Annotated in this window: 17 protein-coding genes; 11 read left to right on the top strand and 6 right to left on the bottom strand. The window is 29.3% G+C overall.

What is annotated here, in order from left to right; all coding sequences use genetic code 11:
* Positions 1-92: 92 nt before the first annotated feature.
* The 6 genes from ACTQYZ_RS09725 to ACTQYZ_RS09700 all read right to left on the bottom strand — a co-directional run bounded on the left by ACTQYZ_RS09725 (position 93) and on the right by ACTQYZ_RS09700 (position 5,625).
* Positions 93-314: a hypothetical protein gene (locus ACTQYZ_RS09725; RefSeq protein ID WP_441021513.1), complete on the bottom strand. Its 222-nt coding sequence runs from the start codon at positions 312-314 to the stop codon at positions 93-95.
* The gene (locus ACTQYZ_RS09720) at positions 302-1,738 is read right to left on the bottom strand and encodes a phospholipase D-like domain-containing protein (protein WP_441022042.1); all 1,437 of its coding nucleotides are present in this window, start codon (positions 1,736-1,738) and stop codon (positions 302-304) included. The genes ACTQYZ_RS09725 and ACTQYZ_RS09720 overlap by 13 nt, the downstream gene beginning before the upstream one ends.
* Before the next feature lie 142 nt (positions 1,739-1,880).
* A complete protein-coding gene (locus tag ACTQYZ_RS09715; RefSeq protein ID WP_138269536.1) occupies positions 1,881-2,444 on the bottom strand; it encodes a glycerol-3-phosphate responsive antiterminator in 564 nt (187 codons plus the stop codon).
* 118 nt (positions 2,445-2,562) lie between these two features.
* Entirely contained in the window at positions 2,563-2,916 is a 354-nt protein-coding gene (locus tag ACTQYZ_RS09710; RefSeq protein WP_138269537.1) for a DUF1667 domain-containing protein, read from the bottom strand.
* Positions 2,916-4,172 (bottom strand): NAD(P)/FAD-dependent oxidoreductase, encoded by a 1,257-nt coding sequence (locus ACTQYZ_RS09705; RefSeq protein WP_441021510.1) that lies wholly within the window; start codon positions 4,170-4,172, stop codon positions 2,916-2,918. The genes ACTQYZ_RS09710 and ACTQYZ_RS09705 overlap by 1 nt, the downstream gene beginning before the upstream one ends.
* 1 nt (position 4,173) lies before the next feature.
* Complete coding sequence (locus ACTQYZ_RS09700) at positions 4,174-5,625, bottom strand: NAD(P)/FAD-dependent oxidoreductase (RefSeq protein WP_441416510.1); 1,452 nt, start codon at positions 5,623-5,625, stop codon at positions 4,174-4,176.
* Between the two features lie 487 nt (positions 5,626-6,112).
* On the opposite strand from ACTQYZ_RS09700, the gene ACTQYZ_RS09695 reads away from it, so the two are divergent.
* The 11 genes from ACTQYZ_RS09695 to sigE all read left to right on the top strand — a co-directional run bounded on the left by ACTQYZ_RS09695 (position 6,113) and on the right by sigE (position 13,118).
* On the top strand, positions 6,113-6,520 hold the full coding sequence (locus ACTQYZ_RS09695; RefSeq protein WP_441021506.1) for a C-GCAxxG-C-C family protein: 408 nt from the start codon (positions 6,113-6,115) through the stop codon (positions 6,518-6,520).
* 10 nt (positions 6,521-6,530) lie between these two features.
* Positions 6,531-7,250, top strand: coding sequence for an SDR family oxidoreductase (locus ACTQYZ_RS09690; RefSeq protein ID WP_329380380.1), 720 nt, complete (start codon positions 6,531-6,533; stop codon positions 7,248-7,250).
* Positions 7,240-7,818 carry a DUF2284 domain-containing protein gene (locus ACTQYZ_RS09685; protein WP_441416509.1) on the top strand — a complete coding sequence of 193 codons (579 nt, stop codon included), beginning with the start codon at positions 7,240-7,242 and terminating at the stop codon, positions 7,816-7,818. Before ACTQYZ_RS09690 ends, ACTQYZ_RS09685 begins: the two co-directional genes overlap by 11 nt.
* Before the next feature lie 87 nt (positions 7,819-7,905).
* A complete protein-coding gene (locus ACTQYZ_RS09680) occupies positions 7,906-8,421 on the top strand; it encodes a DUF2284 domain-containing protein (protein WP_441416508.1) in 516 nt (171 codons plus the stop codon).
* A gap of 92 nt (positions 8,422-8,513) precedes the next feature.
* Positions 8,514-8,852 carry a GIY-YIG nuclease family protein gene (locus tag ACTQYZ_RS09675; protein WP_138269544.1) on the top strand — a complete coding sequence of 113 codons (339 nt, stop codon included), beginning with the start codon at positions 8,514-8,516 and terminating at the stop codon, positions 8,850-8,852.
* Positions 8,852-9,607, top strand: coding sequence for an exodeoxyribonuclease III (locus ACTQYZ_RS09670; RefSeq protein ID WP_441021500.1), 756 nt, complete (start codon positions 8,852-8,854; stop codon positions 9,605-9,607). Before ACTQYZ_RS09675 ends, ACTQYZ_RS09670 begins: the two co-directional genes overlap by 1 nt.
* Entirely contained in the window at positions 9,608-10,156 is a 549-nt protein-coding gene (locus ACTQYZ_RS09665; protein ID WP_441416507.1) for a hypothetical protein, read from the top strand.
* A 90-nt stretch (positions 10,157-10,246) separates the two neighbouring features.
* Positions 10,247-11,236: a biotin--[acetyl-CoA-carboxylase] ligase gene (locus tag ACTQYZ_RS09660; protein WP_441416506.1), complete on the top strand. Its 990-nt coding sequence runs from the start codon at positions 10,247-10,249 to the stop codon at positions 11,234-11,236.
* A 9-nt stretch (positions 11,237-11,245) separates the two neighbouring features.
* A complete protein-coding gene (locus ACTQYZ_RS09655; protein WP_441021494.1) occupies positions 11,246-11,725 on the top strand; it encodes an N-acetyltransferase family protein in 480 nt (159 codons plus the stop codon).
* 205 nt (positions 11,726-11,930) lie between these two features.
* The gene (locus tag ACTQYZ_RS09650; protein WP_441416505.1) at positions 11,931-12,410 is read left to right on the top strand and encodes a sigma-E processing peptidase SpoIIGA; all 480 of its coding nucleotides are present in this window, start codon (positions 11,931-11,933) and stop codon (positions 12,408-12,410) included.
* A gap of 12 nt (positions 12,411-12,422) precedes the next feature.
* The gene (gene sigE, locus ACTQYZ_RS09645) at positions 12,423-13,118 is read left to right on the top strand and encodes an RNA polymerase sporulation sigma factor SigE (RefSeq protein WP_441021490.1); all 696 of its coding nucleotides are present in this window, start codon (positions 12,423-12,425) and stop codon (positions 13,116-13,118) included.
* Positions 13,119-13,227 lie beyond the last annotated feature (109 nt).

Raw genomic sequence — 13,227 nt, 5'->3', positions numbered from 1 at the left:
ATTTTATAAGAAAGAAATATAATATTAGTTCAAATTATATGAAAAAAATAAATAAACATTATAATAATGTAGAACAGCTTAGTCTGTTTTAATTATTTTTCTTTTATTCTAAATATAAAATAAAATATAAGTGCTATTACTCCTATTCCAAGAAAGGTTGATTTAACCGTTTCAAATAAATCCGGAAGAGTTATAAACTTTTGTAATATTCCTATAACAAGTTCAAGTAAAATGAATATAAAGGCCGTATTAATGGCAATTCTGCTTTTCTCCATAGGTTTTCTTTTCCTGTCAATTTGTTTTATAATTGACACTTAAACACGTTTAGAATGTACTGAATTATTTTTGTTTTCTTTGAGCGATGAAGCCATTCATCATAAGTAATTTCATCGCAGTCTTTCATAATATCATCAATCTGTGTTTTTATATCTTTAATGAAAGGTTTGTCTATTATAAAAACTCCATTTTCATATTGAATATAAAAACTTCTGAAATTCATGTTTATTGTGCTTATTATTCCTGCAAAATCATTTAAGATAATTTTACTGTGCAAATATCCTTTATTGTATTCGTAAATTCTTACACCGTTTTTTAAAAGTCTTCCAAAGTTAAATTCACTTAAATATTTGTTTGTTTTCTTATTGAAGTGTTTTGGTGTAACAATTCTTATATCTACACCGCTTTTACCGCATAAACAAAGTACGTCTATCATTTCATCGTCTAAATTTAAGCAAGGTGTTGTTATATACAAAGTATTTTTTGCTGTATTTATAAGATATTTATACATATCTTCCGCAAACTGAACATAATTTGAAGGTCCGTCTGCAAAAGGCTGGCATATTACATCATTTGTTATATCATGACTTGGTCTGTATTTTTCTATATCACTTATTTTATGGTCAGTTGTATTCCACATTCCTATAAATACTAATGTAAAACTCCAAGTTGCATCTCCTGTAATTTTAAGAGAACAGTCTTTATAGCTTTCATGTAAGATGTTATTCCAATTATTATCTTTTATGTCGATTCCACCTGTATAAGATATGTTTCCGTCGATTATAATTATCTTTTGGTGAAGTCTATAATTATAATATTGTTTTGATGCATTTTTGTGTATTGCATTAAATATAGTAACTTCTATACCTTGTTCTTCAAGACGTTTTTTTACGTTTGCAGGGATTTTTAAAATAGACCCTACATCGTCATACATAATCTTTACTTCAACGCCTTCACTTGCTTTTTGCTTTAAAATATTAAATATTTTATCAAACAAGTCACCTTTTGAAAGAGTAAACACGCTTATAAATATAAACTTTTTAGCATTTTTTATATCTTTAACTATATTTTCAAAGGTTTCTTCTCCGGAATAATAAAAGTCAAGTGAATTGTTTTTATAAGGAGGGAAGGAGTAGTTTGTAAGATATGAAGATAAGCGTTGTGAATCATCATCTTCTATTTCACTTAAAACCTTTCCGTCCATATTTTGATAAGAGTTTACCTTATCTATTTCATCCTGCATTTTAGTATGTTTTCTTATATGTGAATGAGTTTTTCCCCATAAATCATACATAATATGTCCAACGATTGGAAGAAGCAGAACTATACCAATCCATAACATTTTATATGCGGAGTTTCTTTCATCGGCCATTAAATGAATTAAAACCAAAATACTAAATATTTCAATTATTACATAGGCAAAAACAGCATGTTTTTTTAATAAATACGTAAAAATAAACATACAAAAAATTTGAATAATAAATAATAATATTATAAAAAATATTCTTAAAAAAGTATGAGCACGACCTAAATGTTTTTCTTTCATAAAACTACCTTTCAATATAAAAAGTCCGATATAAAATATTTTAATATCGGACTTTATTTTATTTAATTAATTTATCACTTGAAGAAGATACTGCAATTGCACCGCTTTTTATACAGTCGATAACTTCTTCTTTATATTCTATTAAACCACCCGATATTATAGGTATATTAACTTTTTCTTTTATTTTTCTTATTGCTTTTGGAGCAATCCCCGGTAATATTTCAACAACATCCGGTTTTACTTCTTTTATAAGTTTTGAACAAGATGAAATTGTAGGGGAGTCAATAACAAAAACTCTAAGTATGCTTATTAAGTTAAGTGATTTTGCTTTATTTATTATTGATTTTTTTGTTGTAAGTATTCCATCGGGTTTTGTAAGTTTATAAATGTATTCCAGTGCCAAAGGTGAAGATGAAAAGCCCGGTATTAAATCAACATGTATAAAAACAAGTTTTCCAGCTTTCTTTATTTTTCTTACCTGTTCTATTAAATGATTCATATCTATATGAATTATAAATACTGCTTCCGCTTTGCTTTTTATGGCTCTGTCAACTTCTTCTTCCGTTCTAACAGATGCAATAATAGGATTTCTCTTTAGTGCTTCAAAAAAATTATTGTTCATATGTACATTATCCTCCAAATTCCTGATATATTATATCATTAAGAAAAAAAAAAATAAACCCAATATAACTTTAAATTATATCGGGTTTTTAATGGATTTTACATTTTATTATTATTTATTAATTATCTCTTGTTACAACAAGGTCAACACCGGTACCACAGATATCTTTTTTAGCAATATCTCCGATTTTAACAGGGGATTTTAAAGTAATACTGTTTATTTCATCCATTACTTCAAATATTTTTGCTTTTGGAACAGTTCCGTTTGTTCTTACGCTTGTTACAGCGTCTTTCCCTCCTTCAACTTTTACTGTTGAAGTTATAACTCTTTTAGGTTCTACAACTTCTTCTCTTGCGTATTTATCTCCTCTTGGACAGAAGTTGCCTTCTACTGAAAATACTTCTTTTCCTTCGTATTCAACTGTTAAACTACAACCTCTTGGACAGCATATACAAGTTAATTCTCTTTTCATTATTCTGCCTCCTCAATTTCAAATGTAAGTTCGCCTTTTTGGTCTTTGATTAAATCTTTTTTAATTGTTATGTTAATCATTTCACCAGGTAAGAATTTAAGCTCTTTCTTTCTGTATATTTCTTCACCGTTTAGTTTTACAACAACAAATCCTGTTGGAACAACCCTGTTTACTCTCATAAACATTGATACATCTTCATCTAAGTTTGTTGTTGAAATATTTTGAGGAATAGTGTAAGAGATAGGAAGAACTGCTTTTGTTTTTAAGTCTTCTTTTACTGTATCGCCGTTTTTAATATACTCAGCAGCACCTTTTCCTGCAATAAATCCTTCTGTTGAAACGAAGTCAACCATATCATGAACTTGTAAAACATTACCACAGGCAAATACACCAGGGATACTTGTTTGTCTGTTTTGAGATACGAATGGTCCTCTTACTTTAGGGTCAATTTCAATTCCTGCCATGTTAGAAAGTTCATTTTCAGGAATTAAACCAACTGATAATAAAAGTGTATCACAAGGAATTGTTTCTTCTGTTCCAGGAATTGGTTGTCTGTTTTCGTCAACTTTTGCAACTACAACAGCTTCTAATCTTTCATTTCCTTTGATGTCAACAACAGTATGAGCAAGTTTCAAAGGAATGTTAAAGTCATCAAGACATTGAACGATGTTTCTTTGTAGACCGTTAGAGTAAGGCATTAACTCAAGAACACATTTTACTTTTGCACCTTCTAATGTCATTCTTCTTGCCATAATTAATCCGATATCACCTGAACCTAAGATAACAACTTCTTTACCAACCATATAACCTTCCATGTTGATAAATCTTTGAGCTGTACCGGCAGTCATAACACCGCTTGGTCTTGCTCCAGGAGTGTTTAAGGCTCCTCTTGTTCTTTCTCTACATCCTGTTGCAAGAATAACAGCTGTAGGTTTTATTGTTTGATATCCCATTTCTTTATTAAGAAAATGAATTGTTTTGTCTTCTTCAAGTTTAATAACCATAGTGTCAAGCATTACATCAACACCAAGTTCTTCAACTGTTTTTATATCTCTTCCTGCATATTCCGGACCTGCTAATTCTTCTTTGAATCTGTGAAGTCCGAAACCGTTATGTATACATTGGTTTAAGATACCGCCAAGTCTTACGTCCCTTTCAAGAATAAGTATATCTTTAACTCCGTTTTCTTTTGCGGCAATCGCACTGCTTAGTCCCGCAGGACCTCCGCCAATAATAACTAAATCGTAATTTTTCATATTAGTTTTTGCCTCCCTTTCCAAGCTTTCCTGTTAGAATATAAGACTCTTTACCTTTTTTAGTAACATCTTCGTAGTTCATTCCGTATTCTCTCTTAATGATTTCCATTACTCTTGGAGAACAGAATCCGCCTTGACATCTTCCCATGCCGGCTCTCATTCTTCTCTTAACACCATCAAGAGTTGTTACTTTAATACCTCTGTGTAATACATCAACGATTTGACCTTCTGTAATTGTTTCGCATCTGCAGATTACTCTTGCAAATCTTGGGTCTTTTTTAATTAATTCGTTTATTTCATCTTGTGACATTTTCGCCATGTCAACATATCCTCTTCTATTAGGATTAAAGTCTTTGTTTTCTTCTAAACTTAGTCCTGCTTCTTTTAATATATCAACAAGCATTTCTGCTATTGCATAAGAAACAGTAAATCCAGGAGACTGAATTGCTGCGGCATTGATAAAGCCTTTTGTTGAGCTTTCTTCGATTATGAAGTCTTGAGAGTCTGTTACGGCTCTTAGCCCTGCAAATTGTGTAATAACTTTGCTTTTATCAAGTTTATTTATAAGGAATCTATCTGTTTGTTTCCAAACTTCATCTAAAGTTTTTGCATCTGTTGAAACATCTTCTTTATCATCAACATATTCTGCATTTGGTCCTACAAGTACGTTTCCGTCATGTGATCTTGTAAGAGCAATACCTTTTGAATGAGCTTTTGGAGTAGGGAATATAACTGGGTGAACTTTATCAGCTTCACATGAATCAAGTAACATATATTCGCCTTTTCTTGGTGTGATTTTAAAGTTTGTTTCACAAATCATGCTTGAAATTTTATCAGCATATACACCTGCTGCATTGATAACGTATTTTGCTTTGTATTCATTATCTTTTGTTTTTACTGTGAATACGTCGTTTTCTTTTGTTATGTCAGTTACTTCTTCGTTAAAGAAAAATTCTACACCGTTATCAATAGCATTTTCAGCTAATGCAACACAGTATTGGAATGGCATTGCAATACCTGCTGTTTTACAGTATAGGGCAGCTTTAACTTCGTTTGAAATATTAGGTTCTATTTCATGAATTCTGTCAATATCGATTATTTCTGTTTCTACACCATTTTTATTTCCGTTTTCTTGAAGCTTTTTAAGTGTTTCAATATCTTCATCATCAAAAGCTAAAACAAGTGAACCGCATCTTGTATGACCAAAGTGAAGTTCATTATCAAGAATTGTAAAAAGTTCGTTTCCTCTTTTTGATAATTTAGCTTTAAGTGTCCCGTATGTAGCGTCATAACCACCGTGAATCATACCGGAATTTGCTTTTGATGTCCCACAAGAAACATCTTCTCTTCTTTCAAGTACTGCAATGTCTAAATTGTACTTAGAAAGTTCTCTTGCTGCTGAACAGCCTACAACACCTGCACCGATAACCAGTACATCATAAATTTCTTTCATTACTTCCTCCTTATAAATACAAAAAAACAACATAAAACACCTACGAATATAAGTGTAATATGTTGCGGTTTCTCTATCATTCTCTTCCGCTATTTAATTGTACATTTAATTATTTTTGTATATTATATATCTTTTCGTAAATAATTTCAATAGTTTTGTGTTACTTTTGTAAACTTTTTTTATTTTATATGGAAATTGTCATGGTTTAATTATATCGTTAGACTTATATAAAAAGGGAATTCTATACATATTTTACTATATATTTTTCATTTAATAATTACTATTTATAATGATTATAAGTTTACCTCTATATTTATTTATACAAAAATTATCTATGTAAAATAGAATATATATTTATAATTTAAACACAAAAAGCACCTATGAAACATCATAATATTTATACTATATAACATTCAATTTACTTTACAAAACGTTAAAATAATGGTAACATAATGATGTTATTAAGATTTAAAAAGGAGAAACTAACATGGGAAAATACGGTGAAAGAGCGAAAAAATTTCATGATGAAAAATATAACTGCTGCCAGTCTGTAGTTTTGGCATTTAGCAACGAAATTGGAATAGAAAAAGACAAGCTTGCAAAACTTGTAGCAAACATGGGCGGTGGACTTGGATATTCAGGAGAAGTATGTGGTGCTGTTTCAGGTATGGCAATAGTTTCAGGATACTTTGGCAACTGGGATATTCCAAGTGACCAAGAAAGCAAAAAAGAAAGTTATGATACTATAAAAGAACTTGTTGAAGAATTTAGAGAAAGATACAATTTTTCAAGATGTCCAGAGCTTTTAGAACAAAGACACAGTGGCGGAACAACTTGTCTTGAATTAATAGGAATTGCAGCAGATATTGTAGCTGAAAAAATGGGTCTTGAATAAAGGAGAAGAAATGAACGCTTTAAAAGATAAAGTAATAATCGTAACAGGAGCAACAGGCGGAATAGGAAGTGTTATAGTAAGAGAAATGGTAAATAACGGTGCGAAGGTTCTGCTTTGTGATATAAACGAAGAAGCTCTTGTAAAACTAAGTGATGAACTTGGGGAAAATGTAAAATATTATGTAGGGGACTTGTGCGATAAAAAGGTATGTGAAAGTATAGCAGCATACTGTAAAAAAGAATTTGGAAAGCTTGATACATTAATAAACAGCGCAGGAGTTGCTTTGAGAAAACCTCTTTTAGAAGTTACAAAAGAAGAATTTATGAAGTTATACGAAATCAACGTATATTCAAATCTTGCAATGACACAGGCCTGTTATGAAATGTTAAAAGAATCGGAAAATGCCGATATTATTTCAATAGTTTCATCTTCAGGTGTTTATCCTCATTATCATCAAGGTGCGTACTGCTCTACAAAATTTGCTCAAAAAGCATTAAACGGTGTTTTAAATATAGAATTATTTGAAGATGACATAAGAGTACATAATTTATATCCTTCTGCCGTTGAAACACCAATGGCAAAAATTGCAAGAGGGGATTTAAAAGAAAATATGTCTTGTAAACCAGAAGAAATTGCAGAAATTATTACTTTTGTATTATCACATAGAAACAATTCTGTTCTTGATGATATAGTTATAAGACGTTATACAAAACGTCCGGATGAAATGTAAAAAGGTATATATTAAAAATAAAAAAGCAATAGAATTTGGTGCTGTAACGGCAAAAATGATTGACCCAAAAACTGTGGTAACTGCTCCATGGACTTTAAATAAATGTAAATACGGTTGTAAGAATTATAATAAAAGACAGTGCTGTCCTCCAATTGCACCAACATATAAAGAAACAAGAGAACTTTTAGAAATTTATAAAGATGTTTTGCTTATACAATGTTTGGATCCATACGATGTAAACAAAGTAGTAAGAAAAATGCTTGATTATCTTGGTAAAAATGGATATTATAAAGCATTGGGATTTGGTGCGAAAAAATGCGAAATATGCAGGGATGAATATAACGAAGAATGTACTTTCCCAAATTGTAAACATGCAGATAAAGTAATACCGCAAATGGACGGAAGCGGTATAGATGTTATACAAACGGTGATTAACAACGGATATGAAGAACATGGCGTAAAAGGATGGGGAAGAAAAGACGGTTTTAAAGTTCTTCCTTGTGAAGATGGAGGAAAGGACTGGAGTGAATCCGGAATAAACTTCTATGGCTTAATAATGATTGAATAAAAAAGGAGGAGACCCTCCTTTTTTATATATTATAAATATGATATTATACAATATATTTTAATATTAAATAAAAAGGATATATAAATTATGGAACAATTAATTAAAAAAGCAGTTGAGTTTGGCGCACTAAATGCAAAAATTAAAGATACAAACTCAGTGGTAATTCTTTATGATGCAAAAGAAAAATGCAAAGAGGGGTGTCCTTTTTATGATAAAAAGCAAGGTTGTCCGCCCTCTTCTCCTCAATATAAGGAAATAGAAAATATATTAAAAGAATATAAAAAATGTATGCTTATTCAGTGTGAAAATATGGATAAAGTTGATAATGTTCTTAGGGAAATAAAAAAATACTTAAAGGAAGAAGATAAAGAGTGCTTTATTTTTGGAGCTAAGGTATGTAATGTATGTGAAGAATTTTATAATGAAAAATGCACTTATCCGGATTGTAAACATAAAGAACAAGTTATACCACAAATGTCTGGATGTGGAATAGATGCTTTAAAAACAGCTTTAAACATAGGATATAGTGAAAATGATTTTGTTATACAAAAAAACGATTATAAAAATGAAGATATAAAATTTTATGGAATGGTCGTATTTTAAAAGAGGCTTAGCCTCTTTTTTATTTTAAATTAAGTTGTAAAAAAAATTTAATCGTATATAATAAGCATAGTAAAACATATGGGGAGAATAAAATGTATTATACATATATGTTAAGATGTGAAGATAATTCAATCTATACGGGTATTACAACAGATGTAAAAAGAAGAATGAAAGAGCATTTTGAAAGAGGAGAAAAATGTGCCAAGTATACTCTAAAGCATCATGCAAAAAAACTGGAAGCCGTATGGGAAAGCGAAAACAGAGTTCTTTCTTCTAAACTTGAATACAGAATAAAAAGACTAAGTAAAATAGAAAAAGAAAATTTAATCAAAACCCCGAATAAGTTTAACATATATTTTAAAGATACATTAACCATAGATGAATATAAATATATAGATATAAAAAATTTAGATAAAGAGAGGAAAAAATAATGAAATTTGTAACATGGAATGTAAACGGGCTTAGGGCTTGTGTAAATAAAGGATTTATGGATTTTTTTAATGAAATTGATGCAGATATCTTTGCTGTACAAGAAACAAAACTTCAAGAAGGACAAATTGAACTTGAAATGGAAAACCACCATGATTACTGGGACTATGCTGAAAAGAAAGGGTATTCCGGGACTGCGTGCTTTGCTAAAAATGAACCTATAAGCGTAAAATACGGTCTTGATGATGAAAAATTTTCTACAGAGGGAAGAGTTGTAACTCTTGAATATGATAATTTCTATTTTGTAAATGTATATACTCCAAATTCACAAAACGAATTAAAAAGACTTGATTACAGAATGGAATGGGAAGATTATTTTACAGATTACTTATGCGAACTTGATAAGAAAAAACCTGTTATTTTATGTGGAGACTTAAATGTTGCGCACACTGAAATTGACCTTAAAAACCCTAAAACAAATAAGAAAAATGCAGGGTTTACAATTGAAGAAAGAGATAAAATGACAGCTTTACTATCTAAAGGTTTTGTTGATTCATACAGATACCTTTATCCTGACACTACAGGAGTATATACATGGTGGTCATATCGTTTTAATGCAAGAAAAAATAATGCCGGATGGAGAATTGACTACTTTATCGTAAGCGATAGAATAAAAGATAAAATAAATGATGTAAAAATATATTCTGACGTAATGGGTTCTGACCATTGTCCTGTTTTAATTGATATTGATTTATAAATGGAAGTAAAAAATATTACAAGAGATGATATAAATAAACTTGCTAATATTTTAACTAAAAATGAGATAAAAGAACTTACCTATAACCTTAAAAATGAAAATAATAATTTACGTTATAATTCATTTTTGATATTAAGACAAAGAAGCAAAATAAAAGAAGATGTGTATTGCTATTTTGATGTGTTTAAAGAAATGCTTTATAGTGAAAACTTATATCATAAACATATTGCAATTTACCTTATTGCACAAAACGCAAAATATTCAAAGAAATATAAAGATAATAAATTTAGTTTTCTTCTAAAGGGATACTTAAATTGTATAGATATTAAAAACTATATACTTTCAAGGCACACTATCCAAAGCATTAAAATTTGGATAGATTATTATCCTGAATATGCAAAAATGGTAGCTTATTATCTAATAAATATAAACGTAAACTTATATAGAAAAAGCGGAAGAGAACTTATATTATTCGATATAAAACAGACTTTAAAAAAGATAAACCAAATAATAGAAGATGATAAAATAAAAAGTTATATTTTAAGTTAATAAAAATAAATGTATTCATATGTCAACCAATATTATATTTAATGTTGACATATGAATTTTTGTTTTATAATATATTTATGGGTGAAAAACATGAATAAAGATAAAATACTTGAAATATTAAAAGTGAAAAGCGGAGAAATTGTTTCAGGGGGCTTTATAGCAAATAAACTTAACGTATCGAGAAATGCCGTTTGGAAGAATATTAATCTGCTTAAAAACGAAGGTTATGATATATCTTCCATAAAAAACAGAGGATATATGCTAAATAGCGATATAAGTTATTTAAACAAAGAAGAAATAGAAAAATTTCTAAATACCATTTTAATAGGAAGAGAACTTGAAATAGTAGAAAGCATAGATTCTACTCTTAACTATTTTAAAAATATGGAAAATAGTGAAAAAAGAGAAGGAAGAACCATAATAGCAAATGAGCAGACTTTAGGCAGAGGAAGAAGAGGAAGAAGTTTCTTTTCCCCAAAAAACTCAAATGCTTTTATAAGTGTTTTGTTAAAACCAAAATTCAGCGTAAGTGACATAAATTTAATTACTATAATATGTGGTTTAAGTGTAGTGGAAGCAGTTAAGGAAATATGCGGTATTGACTGCGACATTAAGTGGGTAAATGATGTTTATATAAACGGAAAAAAGATTTGCGGAATTTTAACAGAGGGAATTTTAAGCGTTGAAAACGGAAGTATAGACAGTGTGATTATAGGTGTTGGAATAAATATAAACCGTCCAAAAGATACACCCGTTCCAAAAGAAATAGAAGATATAGTTGGATTTGTAAATGACTTTACGGGAAGAAAAGAAAACAGAAATAAGTTTATAGCAAAATTTTTAAATGCCTTTGAAAAAAGATATATTAATTTTGACAAAAAAGCTTTATATTTGGAATATAAAGAAAAAATGTTATACTTAAACGAGGAAGTAACTTGTTTTATCGGAAATGAAACAATTCAAGGAACCCTTATTGATTTAAACAAAGATTTTTCTATTAAGATAAAAACAAACGAGGGTGAAATAAGAAACTTTAACAGCGGTGAAATAAGTTTAAGAAAAAAAGGAATAAATATGTAAGGAGTAATAATGGACAGTAAAATTTCATTTAGATTTGCAAAAAAAGAAGATACAGGCTTAATTCTTGATTTTATTAAGAAACTTGCGGAATATGAAAAACTTCTTGACGAAGTAGTGGCAACAGAAGATTTACTTAAAGAATGGATTTTTGAAAAAGAAAAAGCAGAAGTTATATTTCCCTTATATGATGGAAAAGAAGTAGGATTTGCTTTGTTCTTCCATAATTTTTCAACATTCCTTGGAAGAAGCGGTATATACCTTGAAGATTTATTTGTACTTGAAGAATACAGAAACAAAGGTCTTGGAAAAGCAACGTTAAAACAACTTGCTAAAATTACAGTCGAAAGAGGATGTGGAAGACTTGAATGGTCTTGTCTTGATTGGAACAAACCAAGCATAGATTTTTATTTATCTCTAAAAGCTGTACCAATGGAAGGATGGAGCGTTTATCGTTTAACTGGAGAAAGTCTTAAATCTCTTGCAAAATAAAATTAATTTAACATAAAACAGCACTTGAAAACAATTAAGTGCTGTTTTTATTTTCTTGTTACAATAAAGAATTTTAATGTGATAAAGAATAAATAATAAATTAAAATTTTGATTTTATTATATTCTTTTATAACAAATTCATATAATTTCATTATGACAAAATCATTTATCCAAAGAATGTAAAATGTTTTTCGAGGTGGGATATATGAGTTTTAAAAAGAAACATTTATTTGTAATTTTTACTTATGTACTTGCATATTTATTTTTTAGGAGAGTAAAGAATCCTTCTTTGAATTACATATGTACTCTTTATTATAAAGATAGATTTATTTCATTTAAAGGTTTTTTAGATACGGGAAATCTCGTTAAGAATTCAAAGGGAAAAGACGTAATAATAATTGATAAAGATATTATTAAAAATCTTTTAAATTTGAGTTTATCTTTTAAAATAATGAATTATAACGATTATTTGAATACATATAATAACCTTCCTTTCGATTTAAAACAAAGACTTTCTTATACATTTTTAAATTATCAAAGAGAAAAAATCATTTTACCTATCTTAAATTTAGACAAAATCATTATAGAAAAAAAGGATTTTAAAAAGACAATTTATAATCCATGTGTTGGAGTATTAGATATTAATGAGTCGTTGGCTCTTCTTCCGTTATCAATATTAAAATAAACAGGGGGCTTTATGTTTAAGTTATTTACTTTATTTAGAAAAAACAAAAAGAATAAATTATTTTATATTTCGGGTTCTTATATGTTACCTCCTCCTTTAACAAAGGAAGAAGAAGCAAGAATTTTGAATGAACTTCAAAAGGGTGAAAATAATGCTGCAAAAACAATTTTGATAGAGAGAAATTTAAGGTTAGTAGTATATATAGCAAAAAAATTCGATACATCTTCAACAGGGGTGGAAGATTTAATTTCAATCGGAACAATAGGACTTATAAAAGCAGTTAAAACATTTAAAGTAGAAAAGAACATAAAACTTGCAACTTACGCATCAAAATGCATAGAAAACGAAATATTAATGCATCTTAGAAAAGTAAACAGAATAAAAGGTGAAATATCTCTTGATGAACCTTTAAACGTAGATTATGACGGAAATGAGCTTTTACTTTCAGATATACTGGGAACAGCAACAGACCCTGTAAAAGATAAAATAGACAGAGATGTTAACAAGGAAATTATGCTTGAAGCAGTTAATAATTTAAAAGAAAGCGAAAAAGAAATCATAAATTATCGCTTTGGCTTAAACGGGAAAGAGAAGAAAACTCAAAAAGAACTTGCAAATATGCTAAATATTTCTCAGTCTTATATTTCAAGACTGGAAAAAAGAATAATATCTAATTTAAAAAAGGAAGTGAAAAAGATGTGTACATAAGAAGGTTTATACCTGTCTCTTATACACATCTCCGAGCCCACGAGACGCGTTCTATGATCTGGGTTGCCGTCTTCGGGTTGTCAATCGGGGGGGGGGGGGGGGGGGGGGG

The sequence above is a fragment of the Anaerofustis sp. LCP19S3_F7 genome (assembly GCF_052119445.1).
In the GTDB taxonomy this organism is placed as follows: Bacteria; Bacillota; Clostridia; order Eubacteriales; family Anaerofustaceae; genus Anaerofustis; species Anaerofustis butyriciformans.
The sequence above is the reverse complement of the archived record's forward strand: the minus strand, read 5'-3'. Positions and strand labels throughout refer to the sequence as shown.